This is a genomic window from Pseudarthrobacter sulfonivorans (assembly GCF_031454915.1).
Taxonomy (GTDB): Bacteria; Actinomycetota; Actinomycetes; order Actinomycetales; family Micrococcaceae; genus Arthrobacter; species Arthrobacter sulfonivorans_C.
Genome location: NZ_JAVDRS010000004.1, coordinates 332239 through 357901, shown reverse-complemented (window position 1 = coordinate 357901; position 25663 = coordinate 332239). Strand labels below are relative to the sequence as shown.

At 65.8% G+C, this 25663-nt stretch carries 31 protein-coding genes and 1 pseudogene; 23 read left to right on the top strand and 9 right to left on the bottom strand.

The features are described 5' to 3' along the window. Nucleotides 1–18: 18 nt before the first annotated feature. Nucleotides 19–597, bottom strand: a complete 579-nt coding sequence (locus tag J2808_RS12045) for a dihydrofolate reductase family protein (RefSeq protein ID WP_309816521.1) — start codon at nucleotides 595–597, stop codon at nucleotides 19–21. Between the two features lie 191 nt (nucleotides 598–788). Here J2808_RS12045 and J2808_RS12040 point away from each other — a divergent pair, with 191 nt between their 5' ends. Further along, complete coding sequence (locus J2808_RS12040; protein ID WP_309816519.1) at nucleotides 789–1292, top strand: mycothiol transferase; 504 nt, start codon at nucleotides 789–791, stop codon at nucleotides 1290–1292. A 13-nt stretch (nucleotides 1293–1305) separates the two neighbouring features. Further along, nucleotides 1306–2196, top strand: a complete 891-nt coding sequence (locus J2808_RS12035; RefSeq protein WP_309816516.1) for an alpha/beta hydrolase — start codon at nucleotides 1306–1308, stop codon at nucleotides 2194–2196. Nucleotides 2197–2246: 50 nt separating this feature from the next. Here the strand turns inward: J2808_RS12035 and J2808_RS12030 are convergent, their stop codons facing one another. Beyond that, on the bottom strand, nucleotides 2247–2696 hold the full coding sequence (locus J2808_RS12030; protein WP_309816514.1) for an ester cyclase: 450 nt from the start codon (nucleotides 2694–2696) through the stop codon (nucleotides 2247–2249). Between the two features lie 215 nt (nucleotides 2697–2911). On the opposite strand from J2808_RS12030, the gene J2808_RS12025 reads away from it, so the two are divergent. The 5 genes from J2808_RS12025 to J2808_RS12005 all read left to right on the top strand — a co-directional run bounded on the left by J2808_RS12025 (nucleotide 2912) and on the right by J2808_RS12005 (nucleotide 7571). Further along, on the top strand, nucleotides 2912–3859 hold the full coding sequence (locus tag J2808_RS12025; protein ID WP_309816512.1) for a 2-hydroxyacid dehydrogenase: 948 nt from the start codon (nucleotides 2912–2914) through the stop codon (nucleotides 3857–3859). A gap of 149 nt (nucleotides 3860–4008) precedes the next feature. Continuing rightward, nucleotides 4009–4614 carry a DUF1326 domain-containing protein gene (locus tag J2808_RS12020; RefSeq protein ID WP_309816730.1) on the top strand — a complete coding sequence of 202 codons (606 nt, stop codon included), beginning with the start codon at nucleotides 4009–4011 and terminating at the stop codon, nucleotides 4612–4614. Nucleotides 4615–4660: 46 nt separating this feature from the next. Then, nucleotides 4661–5437: a DUF2182 domain-containing protein gene (locus J2808_RS12015; protein WP_309816508.1), complete on the top strand. Its 777-nt coding sequence runs from the start codon at nucleotides 4661–4663 to the stop codon at nucleotides 5435–5437. Between the two features lie 403 nt (nucleotides 5438–5840). Continuing rightward, entirely contained in the window at nucleotides 5841–7052 is a 1212-nt protein-coding gene (gene fdhA / locus J2808_RS12010; protein ID WP_309816505.1) for a formaldehyde dehydrogenase, glutathione-independent, read from the top strand. Between the two features lie 198 nt (nucleotides 7053–7250). Further along, a complete protein-coding gene (locus J2808_RS12005) occupies nucleotides 7251–7571 on the top strand; it encodes a GYD domain-containing protein (RefSeq protein ID WP_309816503.1) in 321 nt (106 codons plus the stop codon). A 31-nt stretch (nucleotides 7572–7602) separates the two neighbouring features. On the opposite strand, the gene J2808_RS12000 is transcribed toward J2808_RS12005, so the two are convergent. Then, nucleotides 7603–8001, bottom strand: coding sequence for a DUF1304 domain-containing protein (locus tag J2808_RS12000; protein WP_309816499.1), 399 nt, complete (start codon nucleotides 7999–8001; stop codon nucleotides 7603–7605). A gap of 120 nt (nucleotides 8002–8121) precedes the next feature. Here J2808_RS12000 and J2808_RS11995 point away from each other — a divergent pair, with 120 nt between their 5' ends. The 3 genes from J2808_RS11995 to J2808_RS11985 all read left to right on the top strand — a co-directional run bounded on the left by J2808_RS11995 (nucleotide 8122) and on the right by J2808_RS11985 (nucleotide 9974). Beyond that, nucleotides 8122–9159, top strand: a complete 1038-nt coding sequence (locus J2808_RS11995; protein WP_309816496.1) for a helix-turn-helix transcriptional regulator — start codon at nucleotides 8122–8124, stop codon at nucleotides 9157–9159. An 81-nt stretch (nucleotides 9160–9240) separates the two neighbouring features. Beyond that, the gene (locus J2808_RS11990; protein WP_309816493.1) at nucleotides 9241–9585 is read left to right on the top strand and encodes a PadR family transcriptional regulator; all 345 of its coding nucleotides are present in this window, start codon (nucleotides 9241–9243) and stop codon (nucleotides 9583–9585) included. Further along, nucleotides 9582–9974 carry a hypothetical protein gene (locus tag J2808_RS11985; protein ID WP_309816489.1) on the top strand — a complete coding sequence of 131 codons (393 nt, stop codon included), beginning with the start codon at nucleotides 9582–9584 and terminating at the stop codon, nucleotides 9972–9974. Before J2808_RS11990 ends, J2808_RS11985 begins: the two co-directional genes overlap by 4 nt. Nucleotides 9975–10023: 49 nt before the next feature. Here J2808_RS11985 and J2808_RS11980 read toward each other — a convergent pair whose 3' ends face one another. Then, on the bottom strand, nucleotides 10024–10494 hold the full coding sequence (locus J2808_RS11980; RefSeq protein ID WP_309816728.1) for a GNAT family N-acetyltransferase: 471 nt from the start codon (nucleotides 10492–10494) through the stop codon (nucleotides 10024–10026). Nucleotides 10495–10661: 167 nt separating this feature from the next. Here J2808_RS11980 and J2808_RS11975 point away from each other — a divergent pair, with 167 nt between their 5' ends. Continuing rightward, the gene (locus tag J2808_RS11975; protein ID WP_309816487.1) at nucleotides 10662–10997 is read left to right on the top strand and encodes a cupin domain-containing protein; all 336 of its coding nucleotides are present in this window, start codon (nucleotides 10662–10664) and stop codon (nucleotides 10995–10997) included. Between the two features lie 22 nt (nucleotides 10998–11019). On the opposite strand, the gene J2808_RS11970 is transcribed toward J2808_RS11975, so the two are convergent. Together J2808_RS11970 and J2808_RS11965 are read right to left on the bottom strand one after the other, a co-directional pair. Then, the gene (locus J2808_RS11970; protein WP_309816483.1) at nucleotides 11020–11370 is read right to left on the bottom strand and encodes an ArsR/SmtB family transcription factor; all 351 of its coding nucleotides are present in this window, start codon (nucleotides 11368–11370) and stop codon (nucleotides 11020–11022) included. A gap of 71 nt (nucleotides 11371–11441) precedes the next feature. After that, complete coding sequence (locus tag J2808_RS11965; RefSeq protein WP_309816480.1) at nucleotides 11442–12182, bottom strand: aquaporin; 741 nt, start codon at nucleotides 12180–12182, stop codon at nucleotides 11442–11444. Nucleotides 12183–12228: 46 nt separating this feature from the next. Between J2808_RS11965 and J2808_RS11960 the strand changes: the two genes are divergently transcribed. From J2808_RS11960 to J2808_RS11940, 5 genes are all read left to right on the top strand, one after another. After that, the gene (locus J2808_RS11960; protein ID WP_309816479.1) at nucleotides 12229–12903 is read left to right on the top strand and encodes an arsenate reductase/protein-tyrosine-phosphatase family protein; all 675 of its coding nucleotides are present in this window, start codon (nucleotides 12229–12231) and stop codon (nucleotides 12901–12903) included. Nucleotides 12904–13050: 147 nt separating this feature from the next. Next, entirely contained in the window at nucleotides 13051–13473 is a 423-nt protein-coding gene (locus J2808_RS11955; RefSeq protein WP_309816477.1) for an arsenate reductase ArsC, read from the top strand. Nucleotides 13474–13693: 220 nt separating this feature from the next. After that, the gene (locus J2808_RS11950) at nucleotides 13694–15079 is read left to right on the top strand and encodes an FAD-dependent oxidoreductase (RefSeq protein ID WP_309816474.1); all 1386 of its coding nucleotides are present in this window, start codon (nucleotides 13694–13696) and stop codon (nucleotides 15077–15079) included. Between the two features lie 56 nt (nucleotides 15080–15135). Beyond that, complete coding sequence (locus tag J2808_RS11945) at nucleotides 15136–15807, top strand: arsenate reductase ArsC (RefSeq protein ID WP_309816472.1); 672 nt, start codon at nucleotides 15136–15138, stop codon at nucleotides 15805–15807. Then, a complete protein-coding gene (locus J2808_RS11940) occupies nucleotides 15804–16226 on the top strand; it encodes an arsenate-mycothiol transferase ArsC (protein ID WP_309816470.1) in 423 nt (140 codons plus the stop codon). Before J2808_RS11945 ends, J2808_RS11940 begins: the two co-directional genes overlap by 4 nt. A gap of 25 nt (nucleotides 16227–16251) precedes the next feature. On the opposite strand, the pseudogene J2808_RS11935 reads toward J2808_RS11940, so the two are convergent. Together J2808_RS11935 and J2808_RS11930 are read right to left on the bottom strand one after the other, a co-directional pair. Beyond that, nucleotides 16252–17549 (bottom strand): annotated as a pseudogene (locus J2808_RS11935) (Y-family DNA polymerase). After that, nucleotides 17542–17973, bottom strand: a complete 432-nt coding sequence (locus tag J2808_RS11930; protein ID WP_309816468.1) for a LexA family protein — start codon at nucleotides 17971–17973, stop codon at nucleotides 17542–17544. Before J2808_RS11930 ends, J2808_RS11935 begins: the two are co-directional and overlap by 8 nt. 156 nt (nucleotides 17974–18129) lie before the next feature. Between J2808_RS11930 and J2808_RS11925 the strand changes: the two genes are divergently transcribed. After that, nucleotides 18130–18726: a dihydrofolate reductase family protein gene (locus J2808_RS11925; RefSeq protein WP_309816465.1), complete on the top strand. Its 597-nt coding sequence runs from the start codon at nucleotides 18130–18132 to the stop codon at nucleotides 18724–18726. A 45-nt stretch (nucleotides 18727–18771) separates the two neighbouring features. On the opposite strand, the gene J2808_RS11920 is transcribed toward J2808_RS11925, so the two are convergent. After that, nucleotides 18772–19575 (bottom strand): IclR family transcriptional regulator, encoded by an 804-nt coding sequence (locus tag J2808_RS11920; RefSeq protein WP_397428044.1) that lies wholly within the window; start codon nucleotides 19573–19575, stop codon nucleotides 18772–18774. A 119-nt stretch (nucleotides 19576–19694) separates the two neighbouring features. On the opposite strand from J2808_RS11920, the gene J2808_RS11915 reads away from it, so the two are divergent. From J2808_RS11915 to J2808_RS11890, 6 genes are all read left to right on the top strand, one after another. Next, nucleotides 19695–20198: a tripartite tricarboxylate transporter TctB family protein gene (locus J2808_RS11915; RefSeq protein WP_309816462.1), complete on the top strand. Its 504-nt coding sequence runs from the start codon at nucleotides 19695–19697 to the stop codon at nucleotides 20196–20198. A 2-nt stretch (nucleotides 20199–20200) separates the two neighbouring features. Continuing rightward, nucleotides 20201–21703, top strand: a complete 1503-nt coding sequence (locus J2808_RS11910; RefSeq protein WP_309816459.1) for a tripartite tricarboxylate transporter permease — start codon at nucleotides 20201–20203, stop codon at nucleotides 21701–21703. A 55-nt stretch (nucleotides 21704–21758) separates the two neighbouring features. Further along, complete coding sequence (locus J2808_RS11905; protein ID WP_309816455.1) at nucleotides 21759–22763, top strand: tripartite tricarboxylate transporter substrate binding protein; 1005 nt, start codon at nucleotides 21759–21761, stop codon at nucleotides 22761–22763. Between the two features lie 42 nt (nucleotides 22764–22805). Continuing rightward, complete coding sequence (locus tag J2808_RS11900; protein WP_309816452.1) at nucleotides 22806–23435, top strand: RraA family protein; 630 nt, start codon at nucleotides 22806–22808, stop codon at nucleotides 23433–23435. Between the two features lie 22 nt (nucleotides 23436–23457). Beyond that, the gene (locus J2808_RS11895; RefSeq protein ID WP_309816448.1) at nucleotides 23458–24237 is read left to right on the top strand and encodes an NAD(P)-dependent oxidoreductase; all 780 of its coding nucleotides are present in this window, start codon (nucleotides 23458–23460) and stop codon (nucleotides 24235–24237) included. A 79-nt stretch (nucleotides 24238–24316) separates the two neighbouring features. Beyond that, nucleotides 24317–25654 (top strand): TRAP transporter large permease subunit, encoded by a 1338-nt coding sequence (locus J2808_RS11890; protein WP_309816445.1) that lies wholly within the window; start codon nucleotides 24317–24319, stop codon nucleotides 25652–25654. Nucleotides 25655–25663 lie beyond the last annotated feature (9 nt).

The window sequence follows — 25663 nt, the reverse complement described above, 5'->3', positions numbered from 1 at the left end:
CCAGGTGTGTAGCGCCGCTCAGGCGGCCTGGTACATAGCGATAACCACGCCGGTGGTTGTGGTGACGCTGTTGGTGAGCCGGAGCGCTGCGGGGGCACCGTCCGGGAACAGGCGGCGGCCCGAACCAAGAATGAGCGGGTGGATGATGAGCACGTACTCGTCAATGAGGTGCCTTGCCCGCAGCGATTGAATCAGCTCACCGCTGCCCAGGATGGCGATGTCCGGTCCCGGCTGTTCCTTGAGGCGGGCCACGGCGTCGGCCGCATCACCCTTGAGCAGCGTTGAGTTCTGCCAGGGAAGCGGTTCGGTCAGCGTGGTCGAGGCCACGTACTTTTGGACGTTGTCCAGGACCTCGGTGAAGGGGTTGTCCTTCTGGTGGGGCCAGTAGCCTGCGAAGTCCTGGTACGTGCGCCGGCCAAGCAGAAGGGCACCTGTCTGCGCCATGCCCTCGCCCATGACGCGGCCCATGACCTCGTCGTTGTAGGGCAGCGCCCAGCCGCCACGCTGGAAGCCTCCGCGGGTGTCCTCATCTGGACGGCCGGGTGCCTGCATCACACCGTCCAGCGAGAGGTTGTTGGTGACGGTCACTTTTCTCATGGTGGTTTCCTTTGAGGCCGGCCAGTCCGGTGGGGAGCGTGTGGAGCCGCCGCGATTCACATGGTGGCCTTCGTTGTGCAGGCCGTCAAGAGTTTGTCCTGTGGGGTGTGCAAGATCCGGTCTATCCGCCGGTGGGGCGCACGTGCAAGCATGGTGGCTCAGCGAAAAGGCGACACCTTGAGGGGGACCCGATGGAATCCAACGGACTGTTGCTGGATGCGTTCGGCCGGATCAGGGAAACCGTGGAGGCCACGCTTGAAGGGCTCGACGACGGGTCCCTGGTGCGGCGGCCGGCCGGCACGGGGAACTCGGTTGCGTGGCTGGTCTGGCACCTTAGCCGGGTGGAGGATGCCCAAGTGGCCTCCGCCGCCGACCTTGAGCAGGTTTGGACCGCGCAGGACTTTGTGGCCCGTTTCGACCTGCCACTGCGCACCCGTGACACAGGGTATGGCCATTCGTCCGAGCAGGTGGATGCGGTGCGCGCACCGGCGGTGCTGCTGCTCGAGTACTACGACGCCGTCCACCGGCAGACGGTGGAGTTTGTCAGGACACTCACCGACCAGGACCTGGACCGGGTGGTTGACAAGCGCTGGGACCCGCCCGTCACCCTGGGCGTGCGGCTGGTCAGCACCATCGCGGACTGCCTTCAGCATGTGGGTCAGGCCGCGTATGCGAAGGGTCTGAAGGCCGGATAGGGAAGGAACGCCCATGGCTGAGCACAACGAAGCCGTCCTCCACGATGGCTCAATTATCGCCGTCACCATCCAGGGTGACGGGCCTGCCATCCTGTTGCCGGTCAGCCTGGCGCCCCACACCGCGGCGGAGGCGGAGACGCTGCGCCAGTGGGGAGCGGACCCTGACCTGGGACCGAATCTCATCAACGGGCTGGCACCGACCAACCGCGTCATCGCGGCGGACTACGAAGCACACCGGATGGCCAACCCTGCAGCCTCCACGCTGACTCCCGGGAACATCGCTGCCGATCTCCTGGCCATTGCCGATGCCGGCGGCGCCGGCACGTTTGCCTATTACGGCTACTCCTGGCTCGCACTGGCCGGCCTCCAGCTCGCGCTCCGCACCGACCGCCTCCGGGCGCTCGCCATGGGCGGCTTCCCGCCGGCAGAGGGCCCGTACCGGAGCATGCTGGCGGTCACCCGGGCAGCGCACGCACTGTCCGTGAAATCTGCGGGCGAACCGGCCGGGCCGGCGCCTGAACCCGAGCCAGGTGATTGGGATTCGGTGTCGGTCCAGACCACCGAGGCGCAGACCCAGCAGTTCGTCACCCTTTACGAGGCACTGCAGGACTTTGACGACGCCGCCGCCGTGCTTTCGGCTGACCGGCCCGGGGCGGTCAGGCTCCCGCCAACCGTGCCGGGCCTCGCGTTCGCCGGCGCCGAGGACCACATTGACTACAAGCCGGTGTGGGGCGGTGTGCGCGTGGCCATCGGGGAGCCGCTGGCCAGGCATCAGGGTGCGCTTGCCGAGGCGGGCTGGGACGTGCGGATTCTGCCGGGCCTGGACCATATGGGTGCGATGCGCAGTGCCGTGGTTCTGCCGGTCCTGACGGACTGGCTGCAGAAATCCGGCTGGACGAAGTAGCGGCTGGCGGACAACGCCGCCGTTGCCCGCCAGCCGCCATCAGCGCCCTTTCAATGGCTGGACATTTGCCTTGTCATGGATTCGGGAAGTAGTCCGAGCTGTCCCAGGAACTCCAGCTGGTCAAAGTAGAAGTGGTGGGTTTTGATGAGCCCTCCTTCCACATGCGCGATGTCGCATCCTCTGACCCTGATCTGCTTGCCGGTGGGCTGCAGTGCTTCACCGGTGGCCGTCTTCAGTGCCCCGGTGTTGGTCCCGGTAACGATGCCTTCATCGATGGCCACATTCTCGGCCTCGTACTTAGCGGCAGACTCGTAGGCGAGGTCCGGGAATGCTTCCCAGAGCTGGAAAAGGTAGTTGGTGACCCGGTCCCGCCCGCTGAGCTGGCCTTCATCCGGGGTGACGCCCACGGCGTCATCGGCGTAGCACCCCACCAGCGCGTCTTTATCGTGTGCATTCATGGCATCTGTTGCGCGGTCCATGACCTCGCGTGCCTGTCCCATTTTCGACCTCCATTTGTACTAAGGCGGCCGCACGGAAGCGTGAGCCGCTTCGTGGTGTCGGCTTCTGCTTGAGAAGCCAATTTAAGTAGATGCCCGCCGCCAAGGAGTGTCAACGAAGCTGGATACCCTCCGTCAGAACCGCCGGAGGGAGCCACACTTACCCGCAGTGCGCCAATGCTGGTTAACTGTCAGGGGAGTCAAGAGAGGGAGCCTGCATGTCTGCTTTGGCCGCATCACGGAAACTACGGGTCAGCCTGCCCAGCCAGGAGCTGGCGGACGCGGTGGAGCCGCCCGCCGGCGTCGAGCTCTTCGTGTGGGACTTCACCGGCGAGGTGCCGTCGGACGCGTTCGATCTGGTGGTGCCGCCGTACATGGGCAAACCAGACGCGCTGACCGCGCTCGCCGGTCTCGACGTGGGGCTGGTGCAGAGTCAGTCGATCGGGTACGACGGCGTCGCGGCGGTTCTGCCCGCGGGGTGCCGTTTTGCCAACGCTGCGGGAGTCCACGAAACCTCGACGGCTGAACTTGCGTTGGGCATGATGATCGCGAGCCAGCGGGGGATCGAAGACTTCGTGCGGAATGCTGCGACGGGCACCTGGGATAACCGGCAGCGCTCCAGCCTCGCGGACCGGCGCGTGCTCCTGGTGGGCTACGGGGGAGTGGGGAAAGCGATTGAGGCCCGGCTGCTGCCGTTCGAGACCGACGTGACCCGGCTGGCCAGCCGTGGCCGTGACGATGAACGGGGCCGGATTTACGGGATTGAGGACCTTTACGAGCAGTTGCAGTTGCACGACATCGTGGTGGTCAGCGTGCCGCTGGGCGAGCAGACCCGGCACCTCGTGGATGGCAAGTTCCTTGCCGCAATGCCCGACGGGGCGCTGCTGGTGAACGTGGCGCGCGGTCCTGTGGCGGACACCGACGCCCTGCTCCGCGAGACCTCCACCGGCAGGCTGCGGGCGGCCCTGGACGTGACGGACCCGGAACCGTTGCCGCGGGACCACCCGCTGTGGACTGTGCCCGGCGTCCTGATCACTCCCCATGTGGGCGGCGCGAGCACCGCCATGCTGCCGCGGATGGCACGGCTGATCCGGAAGCAAATCGGGCTGCTGCAGGCTGGAGAGGAACCCGTGAACATGGTGCTTGGCAGGGTGGCTGGCCCCTAAAACTCGCGGTGTATTGACACCCCATTGCCACAGGATTAACGTCTGCCTTAACGTGGCCTTCCGCCCCGTTCCTACGTATTTTAGGCGCCTGTTCCGGGCCGCTTCTGCTTGGCGACGGCGCCAGCGAGGAGGGAACTGTGTCCTGGGAAATGTCAGGTACGTACGTGGGTAACTGCACGTGCCAACTAATTTGTCCGTGCCCTGTGGACGGCATGCCCACCGGGCCCGACGGCGAGTGCCGCGGACTGAATGTGTTCCATATCGCGAAAGGAAACCTCGATGACACTGACCTGTCCGGCGTCGACTTCGCGTTCCTTAACTGGTTCCCTACGCATCTGACCGCGGGCGGCTGGAAGGTGGGGGCCGTCGTCGACGAATCCGCAACCGATGCCCAGGTGAGCGCCCTGGAAACGATTCTTCGCGGGCAGGCCGGCGGGCCCTTCGGGGACCTTGCCGGGCTGTACGGCGAATGGCTGGGAGTCGAGCGCGGCGGTGTCACGTTTGCTGGCGGCGACAGGCCTTCCGGTTCGGTGGCCGGTCGTGCCCAGTTCACTTTTGAGCCCCTGCCCGGACCAGATGGCGGTGTGACCACGGTGAAGAACGCGATGTATGGCTTTGCCCCGGAGTTCCGGATCGGAAAGGGCCCCGGGCATACGGAACTGTTCGGCCTGGAGTTCGACGGCATTTACGGCGAAACGTCGGACTTCACGTTCGCCAGTGAAATGGCTGAGGGCGCCCCGAAGGGCAGAGGCTAGCCCGGCGGACCTCATGGAACATAGGAAGCTGTTCAGGAGAGGGACCGTGCAGACCGGGGCGCAGGCCTCCCGCGTGGATCCGAGGGAGGCCGGTCTGATCGCGGTCCTTTTGGTTCTGGCAGCGGCCAGTTGGATCTTCACGGCAACGCAGCTCAATGGCATGGACATGGGCAGTTGGACGGATCCCGGGCCCCTCGGGTTCTTCACTATTACCTGGGTGGTGATGCTCGCGGCCATGATGTTCCCATCCGTGGCACCCATGGTGGTTGCCTACCATCGGATCCAGCGCCACCGGCGTGAGGCGGGGCGCTACGCGCCGGCAGGATCCACCGCAGTATTCGTGGCCGGCTATCTGGTCGCCTGGACGGCATTCGGGTTGGTGGCCTACTCGCTGTACCAGTGGGTCGCGTGGCTGGCTCCCGGGGTCTTCGCCCCGGACCAGGGCGGCCGCTACGTGGCGGCCGGCGTCCTCCTGCTGGCGGCCGTGTACCAATTCACGCCCGCCAAGAACGTCAGCCTGATGAAGTGCCGGTCGCCCATGGACTTCATCCTGCACCGCATGCGGCCCGGCTACGGCGGTGCGCTTCGCATGGGTGTGGAACACGGTGCCTGGTGCGTGGCGTGCTGCTGGGCGCTCATGGCGGCGCTGTTTGCGCTGGGCGTGATGAGCCTCAGCTGGATGGCGCTGATCGGCGCCTTCATCGCCGCGGAGAAGATGCTGCCCTGGAAACGGCTGGCCAACCGCTCCGTCTCGGTAGCGCTGGCCGTGATCGCGCTGGGCGTGGCACTCACACCGGCGGCGATGGACGCAATGGTGATGTGACGGCTAAGGCTGGCTAGCTGGCAGGCCGCCGCGGGGGTCCGCTGGACTGCCTGGGAATCAGGGACGGCATCGATTTACGGATCTGCGGTTCCCTGCCGGGGTTCACGATGAGCTCGATCGCGTTGCCTGCAATCTGCTCGCCAGGTCCTGTCCCACGGAGATCTGGCACCGGTGGGGCCCTGCGTCGTGCGCGCAGCGCGGAAGGCCCGCTGGAAGGGGAGCAGATAGGGGGTTCCGGCTATGGACCCCTTCGGATGGCGTGCCTAGACTGGCGGGACCTCCAACGCCAGGAATAACATCCGGCTGCTCAAGACATGGGCAGGCCCCTGCACGCGAGGATCCATCACAACACTCATGAATCATGGCGGCCCCACCGGGCCGTGCTGACCAGAGGAGAGCACTGATGACAGGGAACAAAGCCGTTGCCTACAAGGAACCGGGCAAGGTTGAACTGATCGACATTGACTATCCGAGCTTCGAACTAAAAGACGGGCCGGGCGTGAACCCCGCGAATGTGGGGCGTTCGGTACCGCACGGGGTCATCCTGAAAACCGTCGCCACTAACATCTGCGGCTCGGACCAGCACATGGTCCGCGGACGCACCACGGCACCGCCCAACCTGGTGCTGGGGCACGAGATCACCGGCGAGGTGGTGGAGGTTGGCCCCGGCGTCGAGTTCATCAAAGTGGGGGACATCTGTTCGGTGCCCTTCAATATCGCCTGCGGCCGCTGCCGGAACTGCAAGGAACGCAAAACCGGCATCTGTCTGAACGTTAATCCGGACCGTCCGGGCAGCGCCTACGGCTACGTGGACATGGGCGGCTGGGTGGGCGGCCAGGCCAACTACGTGCTGGTCCCGTACGCGGACTGGAATCTGCTGAAGTTCCCGGACAAGGACCAGGCCCTGGAAAAAATCATGGACCTGACCATGCTGTCCGACATTTTCCCCACGGGCTTCCACGGCGCAGTCACCGCCGGGGTGGGGGTCGGCTCCACCGTGTATGTGGCCGGCGCCGGACCTGTTGGCCTCGCAGCGGCCACCAGCGCGCACCTGCTGGGTGCCGCCGTCGTAATTGTTGGGGACCTGAACAAGGACCGCCTCGCGCAGGCGCGCAGCTTCGGGTGCGAAACGATTGACCTCAGCGAGGGCGGCCCGGCGGACCAGATCGAGCAGATCCTGGGCGTCCCGGAGGTGGACTGCGGCGTGGACGCGGTCGGTTTCGAGGCCCGCGGCCACGGCCATGACGCCAAGGAAGCCCCTGCCACCGTGCTGAATTCGCTGATGGAGATCACCGCAGCCGGCGGTGCGCTGGGCATTCCTGGGCTCTACGTCACCGGCGATCCCGGCGGCGTGGACGAGGCCGCCAAGAAGGGCGCGCTGAGCCTGAGCCTGGGCACCGGTTGGGCGAAGTCGCTCAGCTTCACCACCGGACAGTGCCCGGTGATGAAGTACAACCGGCAGCTGATGATGGCCATCCTGCATGACAAGGTGAGCATCGCCAAGAACGTCAATGCGAAGGCGATCACCCTGGATGACGCCCCCAAGGGCTATGCCGAGTTCGACGCCGGTGCGGCCACCAAGTACGTCCTCAACCCGAACGGATACCTCAGCTAGGCCGTTGCCGGGCCGGGTGCCAACGCATCCGGCCCGGCGCGTGCCGGGACTTTCAGGCGGCTGTTGTCAGCGCGCCGGATGGAGGCCTAGGCTGTGCCCACGGGCCCACTCGGGGACCGGCTCCAGGACCCTCCCTCACGGGGTACCAGGCACACGCTGGGTTGCCCGCGTCCTGGACATCACGGGACAGGAAAGATGATGACCAAGTATCTGTTCGAAGCGAATTACGTGGGCGAGGGAATCAAGGGGCTCATGCGCGAAGGCGGCACGAAGCGGCGCGACGCGCTGACGGACGCCCTCAAATCGGTCGGCGGATCGCTCGAGTGCTTCTACTACGCTTTCGGGGACACCGACGTCCTCGGCGTTTTCGAGGTCCCGGACGATGCGAGTGCTGCAGCCCTTTCACTGATGATCAACTCCACGGGAAACGTCAAGGTGCATCTGAAACCCCTCATGTCGGTGGAGGACATCGACGAAGCGGCCAAGAAGACGCCGTCCTACCGGGCTCCCGGACAGTAGGGCGTGTGCTGGCCGGTCAGTTGCTGGCCGGTCAGAAAAGCAACGCCGCGAGGGCGATCAGCGGCGGCACTGTGGAGCCCAGGGTGCCTGGAATGCTCTCGCCCCGGCGCGGGTAGTGCCCCAGCCAGTCCGCGAGCGCCATGGTGGCTCCGGTCAGCACCATGTTGACGCAGCAGTAGATCACCAAGGTGTAGCCCACCACCATGTACCCGGCGTTCACGGCCAGAACACCCGCGATGGCGCCGAGCCCGATCATGAGATTTCGGAAACCGGTGGGGATGGCCCACATCATCACCGCTGGGACGTTGGCCGCGGGCGTGCTGAGGAATTTCTGCGCGCCCGGGTGCCGCAGGAAGAAGCTTTCGAGCGGAAAAACTGCGATGTGGATCAGGGCGGCGAGCACCGCGAAAAGCTGGGTGACCGTGTTCATGCAGGAAGGGTACGACGCCGGTGCTCGCCCCTGCGATCCCCTCACCGGGGGTTTGTGCGCACTGCCCATACCCCCGATTTGGGGGATTGCAGCCTGCCTGTCTGGCCGGATACTGGAGGTATGTGGGAGGAGCGCGCTGAGCATGCCAGGGCGGAGATTGCCGCGCTGGCCACCAGCGGGCTCGACTTGGCCGGCCTCTACGCCTCGGCGCTCGCCGTTGTGCGGCAGACAGTGCCGTTCGAACAGGCCTGCTGGGCCGGCGTGGACCCTGACACGCTGGTGATGACGTCAATTACCAACTGGCGGCCGTGGCAGGTGACCGAGGAATACGCCATCCGTTTCGCGGAATCCGAATACACCGGCCAGGAACCGAACACCTTCGCAGAGCTGCTGCGCCGTCCGCACCCCGTCGCCAGGATTTCCGATGCCCCGCACCGGGACGTGGCCCGCAGCGTCCGGATCAACGACCTGCTGGTGCCGCAGGGCCTGGAACATGAGCTGCGCACGGCGTTCCGTGTGGACGACGCGTGCTGGGGAGTAGGCAGCCTCTTCCGGGAGCACGGGCAGGACTTTACCGACCGCGAGCTGGAATTCCTCGGCGCCATAGCGGCGACGCTGGCGGCGGCGAGCCGCATCGCGGTGCGGGTTGCGCACCCGTCCCGGCCACCCGCCGTCGGGCCTGTGATTGTCATCGCCGGCCCGCATGGTGAACTGCGTGCAGCCACCGCGGCGGCGACGGCTTGGCTCGCTGAAGTGGAAGATGCGGCGCCCGGCCGCTTCACCATGACGCTGTATGCCGTGGCGGCGCAGGCACATGCTGCGGCGTCGGGGACTGCGCGGGCCAGGATGCGCGACTCCGGAGGCAACTGGGTGGTGCTGCAGGCCAGCCGCCTCATCACCGGCGACGATCCTGAACAGATGGTGGTGACGGTGGAGCCTGCCACCACCCATGACCTGGTCAGCCTGCTGCTGGCTGCTTATGGCGCCACCGCACGGGAGCGGGAGGTCTGCCTGGAGGTCCTGTCCGGGAATTCCACCGTGGACATTGGCCGGCACCTGTTCATTTCGCCGCATACCGTCCACGACCACCTGAAGGCGCTCTTCGGCAAGGTGGGGGTGGGCAGCCGCGGGGAACTGGTGGCGAAGCTGGTGGTGTGAGGCCCGCCTGCTTAGAAATCTCTGCGCGCCCCGGACGACGGAAGGATTGTGCATCTATCTAGTTAGTTACACTATCTAGATATGGAAGGCATCGACTTCAACCCGGACCTGACCCGGGCGGCGCTCCAGCAGGCAGTGCTCGGGGTGCTCAGCCACGGGGAAAGCCATGGCTACGCCATCGCCGAGATCCTCCGGCAGCATGGCTTCGTCCGCCTCAAGGGCGGAACGCTGTACCCCCTGTTGAAGAGACTGGAGGACCAGGGGTTTGTTGAGCACACCTGGCAGCACGAGCAGGCAGGTCCGGGCCGCAAGCAGTTCACCCTCACCGGGCAAGGCCGCGACGAACTGGATCGCTCCACGGCGGCCTGGCACCGCATGAGCCAGGCCCTCACCGACATCCGAACAAGCCGACAGGAACAGCCATGAGCTACAAGCGGAACTTGACCTTCAACCTGAGGCTGCGTGGATTGTCCGAAGCCGAGATCACCGAAGCGCTCGACGAAGTACGCGCGCATGAGGCCGCCGCCGGGACTCCCGCGGAAGCCGAATTTGGCGCCGCCGAAGAGTACGCCAAGCAGTTTCCCAAGAAGAAGAGGCGGACGCGGGGGGCCTTCATCACCACGGTGGGGCTGGTGCTGGCGATCGCCTACGTCCTCCTCGTGGTCCTCCTGACGCTTGTCTTCAGGGTGGACATTCGCGACTTCGTTGGCCCCGTGACGCTCCTGCCGGGGCTCGCGGTGATCCTGGCCAGTGTCCTGGCCGGTTTCCTGACCGATTACTTTCTCCCTGCGCAGAGCTCCCGCCCTGCGCGCTAAGTGGCGAGCCCGGCCCGAGGAAGAGCGCTGCGGCGGGGCCCCCGACCCTTCAGTAGAGGATGTGCTGGTACAGGACGTGGTCCTGCCAAGTGCCGGCAATCTTCAGGTAGCTGGGGGCCAGGCCTATTGTGTGGAACCCGGCGCGCTGGAGGATTTTCTGCGAGGCGGTGTTGTGTGGCAGGGTCGCGGCCTGGAGGCGGTGCAGTCCCAGTTCCTGCCGCGCGAAATCAACCGCGAACGCGATGGCAGCCGAGCCGATGCCGCGGCCGTTGACTTCACGGTCCACCCAGTAGCCGAGGTGGGCGCTGAGGAAAGGGCCCCGCACAATGCCGGTCAGGGTGATTGCGCCGATGATCCGGTCCTCCTCCACCAGGACCCATGGAACCTCGGACCCTACCGCGTGCAGGTCCAGCTTGGATGCGATGACCTTGCCCTGCCCCGCCGCGGTGAAGAATTCCTCCGCCCGGTCGGGTTCCCAGGGAGCCAGGTGGTCCCGGTTGCGGTGGTAGGCGGCCCGCATCGGCTCGGCGTCGGAGGGGCGCAGCACCCGCAGGTGAACGTTGCCGGTCAGGGTGGAAGTCGTGGCAGTCACCCCGCGACTATAGCGGTCCGCGAGCTCGGGAGGCTGACTCAGGAACGCGGCGTCCGGACCGGCTTAAGCGGGCAATTCGTGGGTACGGTTGCCTCATGCAGAAGATATCGCTTGATGCCCTGGCCCGTCAGCAGATCGCAGCCGCAGTGGCGGCACCCAGCGGGAGGGCTGCCGACACAGCCTTCGGCGGACACGAAAAGAAACTGCGGCAGACGGTCATGGCCTTCCGTGCCGGCACGCAGCTCAGCGAACACCAGAACCCCGGCGAGGCCACGGTCTATGTGCTCAAGGGATCTGTGTGGCTGAAGGCGGGCGGCGAGTCCTGGCAGGGCAAGGCCGGGGACCTCCTGATCGTCCCGGACGGGCTGCACAGCCTTGAAGCGGAAGAGGACTCGGCGGTGCTGTTCACGGTGGTCAAGACCGACCGTTAGTGCCTGGCGCGGACTTCTTTAGTCAGAGATCGGCCAGGAGGCCTGCGACGTCGTCCAGGGCGCCGGGTACGAGGGAGTAGTACGCCCACGTGCCGCGCTTTTCGCGGTGCAACAGCCCTGCCTCCACCAGCATCTTCAGGTGGTGGGAGACCGTGGGCTGGCCAAGGTCCAACGGCTCTGTCAGGTCGCACACACAGGACTCGCCGGAGGATTCGGCCTTGATGATGGAGAGCAGCCGCAGCCGGTTCGGATCAGCGAGCGCTTTGAAGACCAGTGCCTTCTGCTTGGCTTCATCCGCGCCGAGTGCCGGGGCTCCGGCCGGTGTGCAGCAGGACTCGTCCGTGGCCGGTTCGAGGATGGGCAGTGCTGTCATGTACCCATTATGCCCGGATATTGACCATCATCAATGTATAAGTCGCGTGACAGGGGCCGCTCCGCGAGCCTTTAGGAACTGGCCTTGCCCGCGGAGTGCGGAAGCACGACGTCGTCCGCGGTGCTCGCGGCGGACGGAAACAGGATGAGGAGCAGGCCCAGGCCCGCGGCCGCGCCGACCAGTTGGGCCACCACGAAGCCCGGGACGGAAGCGGGTGCGATGCCGGCGAAGGTGTCACTGAAGATCCGGCCGACAGTCACGGCCGGGTTCGCGAACGATGTGGAGGACGTGAACCAGTAGGCGGCCCCGATGTAGGCGCCCACGGCCGGAGCAGCAAGAACGCCCCGCTTGGTTGCGGCCAGGGAGAAGATCAGCAGCACGAGTCCGGCCGTTGCCACCACCTCGCCCAGCAGGTGTCCGGTGGTGGCCCTGTCCTTGGTTGAGATGGACGTGCCCACCTCAAACATGGCGTTCGCGATGACGCTCCCGCTGATTGCTCCCACCGTCTGCGCCGCGACATACGTACCAAGCTCCGGCAGGGTCAGTCCGGTTCCACTGCGCCGGCCAAGGATCCAATCCACCAAGGAAACGACAGGGTTGAAGTGCGCGCCGCTGACGGGACCGAGCACGAGGATCAGTACGGTCAGGCCGAGAACCGTGGCGGTGCTGTTCTGGAGCAGTTGCAGGCCGACGTCATGGGGCGAGAGTTGCTGGGCGGCGATCCCGGAGCCCACCACGATCATCACGAGCAAACTGGTGCCGAGCAGTTCGGCCACGGCGCGGCGCCACAGCGGCTGCTGGTTGGAAGTCATGGCAAACAGCTTGACGCAATAAATTAACTCAGTCAAAATTGAGACAATGAGTACTGAGCCAGTTGACGAGTTTCGGGCCCGGGTTGCCAAGCACGCTGCCCTCGCCGATCCTGCCCGGCTGCGCATCGTGGACCTGCTTACCCTGGGTGACCTTTCCCCCACGGAACTGCAGGCCGAACTCGGGATGCCGTCGAACCTGCTGTCGCACCATCTGAGCACGCTGGAAGGCGCCGGCCTGGCGACGCGTCAGCGCTCGGAGGCGGACAGGCGGCGGAGCTATGTCCGGCTCGCTGCGGGCGCATTGGATGGGCTGGCGCCCGGGCGTGAACACGGAACCCGTCGTGTGCTGTTCGTCTGCACGCGCAACAGCGCGCGGTCCCAACTCGCCGTCGCGCTCTGGAACCAGGCCAGCGAAATCCCCTCCGTCTCGGCGGGCACGCACCCCGCAGACCGCATCGCCCAGGGCGCGATCGACGTCGCCTGGCGCCACGGCGTCGATCTTGGAGACCTTTCCCCGCGCCGGCTGGACGAGGTGGCGCGCGCCGAGGACTTTGTGGTGACGGTGTGCGACAACGCCCATGAGGAACTGCCCGGCCTCAAGGGCATCCACTGGTCTGTGCCGGATCCGCTGCGGCTGAACACGGAGGAAGCATTCGAGGGCGCCTTCGCTGACCTTTCGCACCGGGTCCATGATCTGGCGCCCCGTCTGCATGCTGCCTAACCGGCATTTCATGAATATTGACAATCATCAATCTAGTGTCCGATACTGCATTCATCGACAAGGATCAATATTTAGTCAGCAGGCGGTCCGGGCACCCGATCTTAGTCAGACCGATCCACCGCCCAAACTGATTCCAGGAGAAACACCGTGAGCACTGAAACCGCCAAAAAGCCCTCCGTCCTGTTCGTATGCGTCCACAATGCCGGCCGCTCGCAAATGGCTGCGGCGTTCCTCACCACGCTGTCCAAGGGTGATATCGAGGTCAGGTCCGCCGGCTCGCAGCCTGCGGACAAGGTCAACCCGGCCGCCGTTGAGGCGATGGCGGAACTTGGCATCGACATGTCTGCAGAGATTCCGAAGGTCCTCACCACCGAGGCCGTGAAGGAATCCGACGTGGTGATCACCATGGGGTGCGGCGATGAGTGCCCGTACTTCCCCGGCAAGCGCTACGAAGATTGGGTTTTGGAGGACCCGGCCGGGCAGGGCGTAAACGCCGTCCGCCCGATCCGCGACGAGATCAAGACCCGCATCGAAGGACTTATCGAGTCCCTGATCCCGGCCGCCAAGTAACTCAGCTCCATGAAGAGCGCGCCGGCAGAAGAGACAACACACGCCTGAACGCGAATAAGGGAGGGGGTGAACTGGATGGACACCGACTGCTGCACCGACACGGGCTGCTGCGACGAGGACGATCCGGACTGCTGCTAGCCCCTCCCGCCTGCCGGACCCCAGGGGATCCGGCAGGCACCCACCCCGCAGCTCCACAGCAACGGACCAGTCAGAGGACAGCATGGATTCAGTGAAGAAGCTTCCCGTCGCCATCATCGGCGCAGGCCCCGTGGGGCTCGCCACGGCGGCCCACCTGCTCGAACGCGGCCTTGAGCCCCTGATCTTCGAGGCAGGGCCGACGGCGGGATCCGCCATCGAACAGTGGCGCCACATCCGGCTGTTCTCACCGTGGCGGTTCAACCTCGACGCCGCCGCCGTGCGTTTGCTTGAAGCCGCCGGCTGGGAGACCCCTCGCCTGACGGCACTGCCCTACGGTGGGGAACTCATCGACAACTACCTCGCCCCGCTGGCCGCGACCCCGGCGATCGCCTCCCGGCTGCAGACCGGCGCCAAGGTCCTGGCCGTGACCCGTGCCGGCATGGACAAAACCCACACACGCAACCGCGAGACCACGCCGTTCATCGTTCGCGTGGAGCACGTGGACGGCGAGGTCCGCGACCACACGGTGGCCGCCGTCGTCGACGCGTCCGGCACGTGGTCCACCCGCAACCCGCTCGGCACCTCCGGGCTGCCCGCCATCGGCGAGGACGCGGCCGGCGGCCGGATTTCGTCGCCCCTGCCAGACGTCACCGGCCGGGACCGGGCCTCCTTCGCGGGCCGCCGCGTCCTGGTGGTCGGGGCAGGGCACTCGGCCGCGAACACCCTGATCAGCCTCGCCGACCTCGCCAAGGAAGAGCCTGGAACCACCATTCTGTGGACCGTGCGCGGGCCTTCGGCCGAGAAGGTCTACGGCGGGGGAGACTCCGACGGTCTGCCCGCCCGCGGCCAGCTCGGTTCCCGCCTCCGCCGGCTCGTCGAAGCGGGAACCATCGAGCTGCACACCGGCTTCGGTATCTCCGCGCTGAAGACACTGGACACCCACGTGAGCGTCGAAGCGGCAGACGGCCGGACCCTGGACACCGACATCATCGTCCCCTGCACAGGCTTCCGCCCCGACCTGGATATCCTGCGTGAGCTCCGGCTCGACCTGGATCCCGCCGTCGAAGCGCCTTCCCAGCTGGGGCCGCTGATCGACCCCGAATTCCACTCGTGCGGCACGGTCCAGCCGCACGGTGCCAAGCTGCTCGCCCACCCGGAGAAGGACTTCTACATCGTAGGCATGAAGTCCTACGGCAGGGCACCCACCTTCCTGCTGGCCACCGGCTACGAACAGGTCCGCTCCGTCGCCGCAGCGTTGGCCGGCGACCAGACCGCTGCGGACACAGTCCATCTCGAACTCCCCGAAACCGGGGTCTGCTCCACGGACGCCGGCACCAGCTGCGACCTACCGGCAGCCTCCACACCAGTCACTGTCGGCTCGGTGGAGACCGGCTGCTGCGCCGCGCCCGAGCCGGTGCTCATCGGCATCCCCACCGGCCTGGCCCATGGCCGTTCCGGCGAAGTCTGACCACCAATACGACGACGTTCGTCACCGTTCCGGAAGCACCTCAAGGGAGTACTGCCATGACTGAACACCAAGAAACGACGCTGGGCCTGCAGGACAACACCGAGCTCCTGCACCGGATCAGCGCCCGCCTGGCCGACCGCTTTGCCGGGACATTCGCCGCCGAGACTGTCGAGCGGTATGTCTTCGAGTCCTACGCGGCCCTGGCCCGGACGGCCAAGATCAGCGCCTTCCTGCCTGCCACGACTGAGCACTTTGCGAACGACCGGCTCGCCGCACTGGCCAAGTCCAAAGGCTCCGTCGCCGCCGAGGTCCCCGAGGTCCTGTTCGTGTGCGTGCAGAACGCCGGCCGGTCCCAGATGGCCGCCGCGCTGCTCCACGTGGAGGCCAAAGGCAGAATCCGGGTTCGGTCTGCTGGTTCCATGCCCGCGTCCGAACTCGATCCAGCCGTGCTGACCGTGATGTCCGAAATGGGTCTGGATCTCACCAAGGACTACCCGAAACCACTGACCGACGACGTTGTGCGGGCCTCCGATGTGGTCATTACGATGGGCTGTGGCGACTCCTGCCCCATCTACCCCGGGAAGCGCTATGAAGACTGGGACCTCACCGACCCCGCCGGGCAAACACTCGAGAAGGTCCGGGAAATTCGCGACCAGATACACGAGCGCATCAGGCAACTCGCCGCGTCACTTTTGGCAGCTGATCAGAAAGAAGAAACCAACGCATGAGCGAAACCCCCACCACGCCGTCCGTCCTGTTCGTCTGCAGCAAGAACGGCGGCAAATCCCAATTGGCCGCCGGCCTCATGCGGGACCTCGCTGGAGAGACCGTCACCGTCTACTCGGCTGGAACCAGGCCCGGGACCGGCCTGAACCCTGAGTCCGTGGACTCCCTGCAGGAACTTGGCATCGACATCACCGGCGAGCACCCGAAGCCTGTCACCGACGACGTGCTTGAGGCTGTGGACGTCGTCGTTGTCCTCGGCACCGAGGCGAAGCTCGAACCCCGTGAAGGAACCCGGTTCGAGGTCTGGGAAACGGACGAGCCCTCCACCCGCGGCATCGAAGGCATGGAACGCATGCGCCTGGTCCGGGACGACATCAAGGCCCGCGTCCAGAAGCTCTACGCGGGACTCGCCGCGAACTAGGGGGAGTCTTCGGGGGCCTGGAAGCTTAGGCGGCTTTGACGAGGGGGAGTTCGTCCCAGTGGGTGGTGTAGCGGGGGAGAGCATGTCCCGTTTCATGGTCCAGTCCAGCCCGCTGCGGATGCCGGCGTGGCCGAGGCCGATGGAGCCGCGGCCGTAGCGGCGGGCGACGTCTTCCAGGAGACTGCCGATGTGGCGTTCCTCGTGCGGGTTCTCGAACAGGGACAGGGGTGCCTGGTTGCCGGTGGGCCGCAGGTCGGTGACCATGATCCCGGCCTTGGCGTACTTCACGCCTTCGTGGATGAGGGGCAGGAGTGCATGGGCGGCCCTGGTCAGGATCACGGGATCGGCGGTGGGCATCGGCAGCGGCACACAGACGGAGGGGTAGGAGGTGTCGTTGGGGTTGAAGTGTGAGGTGGCGGCGAACGCGGTGAGGACTTTGGCCTGCAGGTCGTGTTTGGCCAGCCGGGCCGAGGCCTGCTGGCCGTAGACGGAGAGGACCTGCCTGAGGTCGTGTGCAGTGGTAATCGCGGTGGCGAAGGATCGGGAGAAGATGAGCTGGTCCCGCCCGATCCGTTCCTCTTCCATCGGGATGCAGGGGGTGCCCTGCAGTTCCAGGACGGTGCGCATCATGACCACCGAGAACCGGTCCCGGATCATCACCGGATCGGCCCGGGACAGGTCGAGGATGGAGTGGATGCCCCGGGCATTGAGCCGTTTGGTCAGCCGGGTGGCGACGCCCCAGATCTCGATCACGGACAGCCGGCCCATCAGCGTTTCCCGGTCGGCGGCGGGCACGGAGTCCCAGTGGCACACGCCGCCGAACGCGGGGTTGTGCTTCGCCCACTTGTTGGCCAGCTTCGCCAACGTCTTCGTCGCCGCGATCCCGACGCAAACCGGCACGCCGACGTTCCGCCGGACGGCGGCCTTCATCTCCCGGCCGAGGGCCAGCAGTTCGGCCGGGGCGCCTTTGACGCCGAGGAAGGCCTCGTCGATGCTGTAGACCTCCAGCCAGGCGGAGTAGCGGCCCAGCAGTTCCATGACCCGGGCGCTGATGTCGCCGTAGAGCTCGTAGTTGCTGGACAGCGCAACAAGTCCCCATTCCTTCGCCCGTGGGGCGAGTTTGAACCACGGCTCGCCGATGGGGATGCCGAGGGCTTTGGCTTCGGGGGAGCGGGTGACGGCGCAGCCGTCGTTGTTGGACAGCACCACCACGGGCCGGCCTTCCAGCGACGGGTCGAAGGCCCGTTCGGCGGAGGCATAGAAGCAGTTCACGTCCACGTGCGCGATCTGCGGCATGTGCCGCATCAGGGCCGGCTTAGACATGGTGGAGGCACCGCGTGGCCACGCCCCAGATGGTGAGCTCGCTGAGGCTGGGCACCCTGATGTCCGGGTAGCGGGGGTTCTCCGCCTGCAATACGACGCCGGTGGACGTGATCCGCAGGCGCTTCACCGTGAGTTCCCCGTCCAGGACGGCGATCACCACGCAGCCGTCCCGTGGCTCCAGTGCCCGGTTCACGATCAGTTCATCGCCGTCGCTGATCCCGGCGCGTTCCATCGAGTCCCCGGACACCCGCACCACGTACGTGCTGGTGATGTCCTTGATCAAGTGCTCATTCAGATCGATCCGCCCATCAAAATAGTCCTGTGCCGGCGACGGGAAGCCCGCCGCCACCGGCACGGGAGAGATCAGCACCGACAACAACGAGACGCCCGCATCTATCACGCGGGGACCGACTGTAACGCCCACAACACACCTTTATTCGAATATATGTTCGATAAATCCAGTGTAGCGGGAAGGGCCGACAAAAGACCCTTTCGGCCCTGTCGCCCCTGACCCAAGGATGCTTCACTGGAAGGTACGGCGAAGGCCACGCTGCCGTTCGCTGCCACCGGAGGTACTCGAATGGGCAAGATCGTGTTGATGTCGTCGGTCTCGCTGGACGGATTCTTCGAAGGGCCGGACCGGGACATCAGCTGGCACCTGGTAAACGAGGTACTATCCCGCTACTTGAACGGGCAGTTCCGGGCGACGGGTGCCTTTATATACGGGCGGGTCACCTACGAGCTGATGGAGAGTGTCTGGCCCGCCGCCGACAGGAATCCGGACCTCCCTGCAGCCCTGGTCGAGTTCGGCGGGATCTGGCGCGACATGCCCAAGTACCTCTTTTCGCGGACCGTTACGGAGGCGGGCTGGAACACCACGGTGATCCCCGGCGTCGTGCCTGAACAGATAGCGGAGCTGAAGGCGCGGACCAAAGGCGACATCGTCCTCAGTGGCGTCAATTTGGCCTCCACGTTCCTGCGGCTGGGAATGGTGGACGATGTGCAGGTGTTCGTCAATCCCGTGGTCCTGGGGCGGGGCAGGCGGCTGTTCGAGGACCCGGACGTCCGGATGGACCTCAGCCTCGTGGAGACGCGCACGTTCAGCAACGGCGTGGTTTCCCTCCGGTACTCGAACCGCCGCACCTACGGCGCACAGGTCGGAGCCGGGGGTGCATGAAACGACGCCACCGGGCTGGGCGGCGTAGCGTCGGGGCGGGGCCCGCTAGTAGACGGAACCTTCGAGCAGTTCGGATAGCCTGCCGGCGGCGCGCCGAAGTTCGGGGACGCCAGCCTTCAGCGTGGCCTCGCTGGCTGCCTCCACCGGGCTGGTGAGGGAAATGGATTCACTCGGACGTCCCAGCCTGTTTTGCACGGCAATGGCCACTGACAATACCCCGGTGGCACGTTCGTCGGCAGAGTATGCGTAGTCAGCCCCGGGCTCGGGCAGGCGGGAGCGCAGCACCTCGGGCGTGAAGGATGAGTCTTCGTGCCCGGCCGCGATCGCCGCCGTCACCACCTGCTGAAGCTCGTCCGCGGATGCCGTGGCAATCAGGATCTTGCCCGCCGCGCCGCGGGTCAGGGGAAGCCGCTTGCCGAGGGGCAGGTCGTACCTGAGGGGCGCTTCGCCGTCCACGCGGGCCACCAGGATTCTCTCAAACCCCAGCCGCGTGTACAGCGATGCGGTCAACCCGGTCTGCGATGCCACCTGCTGCAGGACGGGGCGGGCCGAGACGACAAGGGGATCGTTCTCCAGGAAACTCCGGGCTGCAGGCAGGACCGCCGGTCCGATCCGGTAGGACTTGTCCGTCTGGCTGACCATGCCGAAGTCCTGCAGCACGCGCAGAATCCTCAGGGTGGTGGGCAGGCTCATGCCGCAGGTCCGTGCCAAGTCGCTGAGCCGCTGGGGGCGCTCCGCGCGCTGGAGTTCCGCAAACACTTCCAGGGCCCGCGAGAGGGACCGCATGTTCGAGGCTTTAGGGCCGTCTTCCGCGGAGCTGCCCGAGTGGGTCGATGTCACCGTCGTCATCCTTTCATTCTATGTAACGTCCTTGCGCTTGACAGTACGTGTGTCTGCTGTCACTATTTCTCAGTACGCAATATAGTTTCATTCTATGAAATAGATCGATGGACAGTTAGAAGGAACCGATGACAACGGAGTCACTCATGACGAAACCCGAGAAGGCCGCCCGAGTGGCTCCCTCGGTGCTGGTGGGTATCGGCGCCTTTGCCGCCGTCGGCGTCTACGTACTGGTCAGCTCAATTGAACTGGGCCTCTGGACGTCCCTGGGTCCCGGTCCTGGCCTTTTCCCCTTCGCGATGGGGGCGGTTCTGGCGGCCATGGCGGCGGTCTGGCTCATCCAGGAGCTGCGCCGGCCCAGCGAAACGGTTGAAGGCGTTGACCGGGCACTGGTACTCGCTGTAGTGCTGAGCCTGACCATCCTCGCGGCCCTGATGGACCTGCTCGGTTTCCAGGTGAGCATGTTCCTGTTCCTCGTGTACCACCTGAAACTGCGCGGCCGCAGAACCTGGCTCTCTTCGCTGATCACGGCCCTCGCCGGAAGCGTCGGGGCGTTCTACGCCTTCAATTACGGCCTGAACGTGACGCTTCCCGTTTCCGTCTTCCCCCTGCTGAACACGATCGGACTCTAGACGTGGATACCCTCAACGAACTTATGGGCGGCTTCGCCGCCGCCATGACCTGGCAGAACCTGCTCTTCGCCTTCCTGGGATGCCTCCTCGGCACCATCATTGGCGTCCTGCCCGGCATCGGCCCCGTGGCCGGCGTCGCACTTCTCATCCCCCTGACGCTGAACCTGGATGCGACCGGCGCGATCATCATGCTGTGTGCCATCTTCTACGGCACCGCGTACGGGGGAACCATCACCAGCGTCCTGCTGAACACCCCCGGCGAAGCGGCCTCGGCCATCACCACCATCGACGGCTATGCCATGACGAAGATCGGCAAGGCCGGGGCCGCGCTGACCATCGCCGCCGTCGGATCCTTCGTTGGCGGAACGATAGCCACCATCGGCCTGGTCGCAGCCGCCAAACCCCTCGGTGAGCTGGGCTTGCTGGTTGGACCGCCGGAATTCTTCGCCCTGATGGTGGTCGGCATTTCACTGCTTGTCGCCCTCGCCGGCAAGTCCATGGTCAAAGCGGTCATCTCCGGCGCCCTGGGCCTGCTGATCGCCATGGTCGGCATCGACCCGGTGGCCGGGGCCCCGAGGTTCACGTTCGGGATGGACAGGCTCCTGGACGGCGTCAGCTTCGTCGCCGTGATCGTCGGTGTTTTCGGACTCTCGGAGCTCCTGTCCTACCGCAAGGACACCGCGACCCCCAGGGTGCACGCCCCGAACCTGCGCTCGCTTCTCCCCACGGGCAAGGAATGGCGCCGGAGCGCACCGGCCATGGCCCGCGGCACCGGCATCGGCTTCGGCCTGGGCCTCATCCCCGGCATGACCGGCTCCGTATCATCCCTGCTGGCCTACGGCGCGGAAAAGAAGTTCTCCCGCCACCGCAACGAGCTGGGCAAGGGTGCCATCGAAGGCGTGGCCGGGCCCGAGACGGCCAACAACTCCCACGCGAACGCCGCCTTGATCCCGCTGTTCACGCTCGGCATCCCGGCGTCCCCAACGATTGCCGTTTTGATGGGGGCCTTCCTGCAGCAGGGCCTCACTCCTGGCCCCACCCTGTTCACGGAGAACTCCGAAATCGCCTGGGCCATCATCGCCAGCCTGTTCATCGGAAACCTGATCCTGCTGCTGCTGAACGTCCCGCTGGTGGGACTGTGGGTCTCCATCCTCCGCGTACCGTCAACGATCCTGACCGCCCTCATCCTGCTTTTTATGGTCATCGGGGCCTACACCATCAACTTCAGCGTCTTTGACGTTTTCGTGATGATCGGCTTCGGTCTTCTGGGCCTCGCCCTTCGGCACCTGGAAATCCCGCTGGCACCGATGGTGCTGACGCTGGTCCTCGGCCCGCTCATGGAACGCTCTCTGCGGGAGTCACTCGAAATCTCCCAGGGCGACTTCAGTATCTTCACCAGCCGCCCCATCTCCGCCGTCCTGATCGGACTCGGCATCCTGATCGTCTTCAGCCCGCTGCTCAAGCTCCGCAAGCCTAAGGCACTGAACGAAGACCCCGAAACCTAAACACCACCCCGCTCACACGCACGGCCCCCAGCACCCCCTTCAAAGGAGAAGAACCATGAATACCCGTTCCCGTATCGCTGCCGCCTTCGCAGCAGCAACCCTGATTGCCCTCACCGGCTGCGGCGCCAACGCCGGATCCGGCCCCGCTGCCGCTGACGATTTCCCGAAGAAGGGCAAGTCCATCGACCTCGTGGTCGCCTTCTCCTCAGGCGGCGCCGTCGACACGGCCGCCCGCCTCATTCAGCCGATCCTGGAAAAGGAACTCGGCACCAACGTTGAGGTCATCAACAAGCCCGGCGCCGGCGGACAGATCGGCTACACCCAGCTGACCAGCGCCAAGCCCGACGGCTACACCATCGGCGCAACGGGCTCCCCATCTGTCGTCGTCTCGCCCTTGGATCCCGCCCGCGGCGCCAAATACACCCGCGACAGCTTCCAGCCGCTCGGCCGCCAGGTCATCGACCCCACCGTCATCGCCGTGCAGCCCGACAGCCCGTACAAGACGCTGAAGGAACTCCTCGACGCCGCGAAGGCGAACCCGAAGTCGATGACGGCCAGCACCACCGGGCTGCAGACCGGTGAACACTTCGCCCTGGCCCAGATCCAGGAAACCATCGGCGCCGAATTCGTGCCGGTCCACTTCTCCGAAGGCGCCTCGCAGGCCACCACCGCGTTCCTCGGCAAGCACGTGGATGTCCTCGTTGCCAACGTCAGCGACGTGAACGACCTGACCAAGCAGGGCAAAGCGCGCGTCCTGGGCGTCATGACCTCAGGGCGCGCGCCCTCACTGCCGGACGTCCCCACGTTCAAGGAATCAGGCTACGAACTGGAAGCCGGCACCGCCCGCGGCTACTCCGCCCCTGCCGGCCTACCCGAAGCTGTGGCCAAAAAACTCGAAGCCGCCATCCAGAAGGCCGTCGAAGACCCGGCAGTGGTGCAGAAGATGAACGATCTTGGCCTGCAGACCAGCTACCTCTCCGGCGAAGACTACAAGCAGTTCTGGGCCGGGCAGGAAGGCGACTTCAAGAAGGTCCTTCCGCTGGTCCAGAAAAAAGACTAAGCCTCCCTCAACTTCCGTATACCCCGACGAAAAGACCCCATCATGACAACGCCCGCCATTGACACTCTTGACGCCGACTTTCCCCGCCCCGACAGGGACGTCGTGGAACGGCTCGCCAAGCTTCCTGCCGCCAACATCGGCGATGCTGTTGACCGACTCGGCGTCGCGCACTCCGCAATCCAGGCCATCTGGCCCGGAGCCCGGATCGCCGGGCCGGCCTTCACGGTCTGGACCCGTCCCGGCGACAACCAGGGCATTCACAAGGCCCTGGAGCTGGCCCAGCCGGGGGACGTCATTGTTGTCGCCGGCGGCGGGGATGAGTCCCGTGCCCTTCTCGGGGAACTCATCGGTGAGCGCGCCATCAACCTGGGCATCGCGGGCTTCGCGCTCGACGGCGCGGCGCGCGACGCCGAAGCCCTGGCAGAAATCGGGATGCCGGTCTTCGCACGGGCCACCACCCCCGCCGGTCCCTACAAAAACGGTCCCTTCCGCCTGGGCACGCCGATTTCCTTCGGCGGCGTCCCCGTCCTCCCGGGTGACATCATCATCGGCGACTCCGACGGCGTCGTCGTCATTCCTCGGGAGCAGGCGGCGGCCGTGGCCGACGCCGGGGAAGCAGTTTTCGCCGACGAAACCAACCGCCGGGCCGCCATCGTCGCGGCCCGCCGCTAAGCACAGAAGGACAGAGAAGCTCATGACAGCGTGCACCGTCATCGGCCTCGGCGAAGCCGGGGCTACCTATGCCGCGGCCCTCACCGCTGCCGGCCACAAGGTCACCGGGTTTGATCCCGTTGCCCCGTCCACTCCCGCCGGCGTCGCCCGGGCGGCCACGGCCGCCGAAGCCTGCGAGGGCGCCGACGTTGTCCTGGTCCTCACCGGAGCTGCCGCCGCGCGAAGCGTTGCCCAGGAGTGCCTGCCCGTCCTGCCGGCAGGCAGCTGCTACGCAGACTTCACCTCGTCCTCCCCGGGCGTGATGCGCGAACTGGGACAGCTACCCAGCAAAGCCAACTTCGCCGACGTCGCCATCCTCGGACCCGTCTCCGCACTGGGCGAAAAGACCCCTTTGATGGTGAGCGGGCCCGGCGCCCAGGCCGTTGCCGAACTCCTCACCCCCTTGGGCGTGGAGATCGAAATCGCCGAGGGGGAGCCCGGGGCAGCCATGGCCCATAAACTCCTCCGCAGCGTCCTGATGAAGGGCCTGGCCTCGGTGATTGTGGAGGCCGTCCAGGCCGGCCGGGCGGCAGGGCTCGAGGAATGGATCCGTGCCCAGATCGCAGGACAGCTGGCCGGCGACGGCCAGGCCGTCATCGACCGGTTCCTCACCGGTACGGTGAAGCATGCCGTTCGCCGCTCGAAGGAAATGCAGGACACGGCGAGCTACCTTTCGGACCTTGGCGTGCCGGCAGAGATGACCAGTGCATCGGCCACCGCCCTGGCGAGGATGGCCCAGGAAACGGCACCGGCCTTGCGTTGACCCCGACGTCGGGCAGAATCATGAACAGGGATCAGTTGAACTACGCGACCACAGCCAAAACACCGTCAGGAGCAGCAGCATGATCGGCATCTGGGCACTTGGGGCCTACCTGACGGTCATCCTGCTCTGGACCACCGTGATCAAGCGCAGCGTCGGGGAAGCGATGATCCTCGGCTTCCTGGTGGTGCTCCCGTTCACCGGTGCCGCAGCCGGCGAGATTGGCTGGGCGGCGCTCTACTCGGCCATCACCGACGAGATTGTCTATGCCACCATGGCGTTCGTCTTTATGGGATACCTGCTGGACAAAACCGGCGTGCTTGACCGGCTGATTGACTTGCTGAACTCCCTGATCGGCGGCGTCAGGGGCGGCCCGGCCTGGGTCTCGACTGTGGCATCGGCGGGCCTGGGCGGTGTGGTCCATAACCAGGCGGCGATTGCCGCGACGGTGGGGTCAGTCACCATTCCCTGGATGGAAAAGTCCCGCCTGGACAAGCCGGCGGCGGCCACGCTCGTGGCCGGGAACGCGGGGATGGGGATCACTTTTCCGTTCAGCGCCTCGATGTTCGTCCTCGTTGGGTCTGCTACCGTCGGGCCGCTGCTGGACATCAACGCGCTGGTCCTGCCGCTGCTTCTCGGCGGGCTGTGGTGCTTCCTGCACCGCCTCATCGTTACTTGGCTGCTGATCCGCAAAAGCGGGATGACCCCGCTGGACGCTGCCCACCGGCTGCCCGTCCGGGCAGCGTTCGGCCGGGGCTGGGCCACCATGTTGCTGTTCATCGTGGTGGCCATACCGTTGGTCATCACCACGGGTGCCCTGGCCGAGGCGCTGTCGGACTGGACCGGCGGGGACATCACGAAATCCGTCAGCGTGATCGTCTGGATTCCGGTGGTCCTGATCATCACTGGCATCCTGCTGGGCCGGAAAAAGCTTCCCACCGGTGGGCGGGCCTGGTGGGCGCTCCTGCAGAACTCCGCACCGCGCTTCGGCATTGTGGGCGTCACGGTGGTCTTCGCCTTCGCCGGAGCCAACGCCCTTGCCGCCACCGGCCTTCCCAAGCAGATGACCGCACTGCTGAACGGGCTGAACCTGCCCTTGTGGCTCCTTGCGATCCTGATCGGGCTGATCATCATCGCCGTGGCCGCGCCCCTGTCCGCGACCGCCACCATGGCCGCGGTCGGAACCGTGGGCGTCGCCACCCTCGTCGCTGCCGGTGTTCCGGCAACTACGGCAGCCGTGGCCGTTCTGGTCTTCTCATCCTGTGAAGCGGCGGTCCCGCCGGGAGGCGCTCCACTGTATGTTGCCTGCGGCATCGCGGATGTGGACCCGATCAAGACTTTCGCCCGGCTGCTCACCCACTATGCCCTGCCGCTGCTTGGCATCGGCGTCCTGATCATCCTCGGCGTCCTGCCCATCTAAGGAACACCA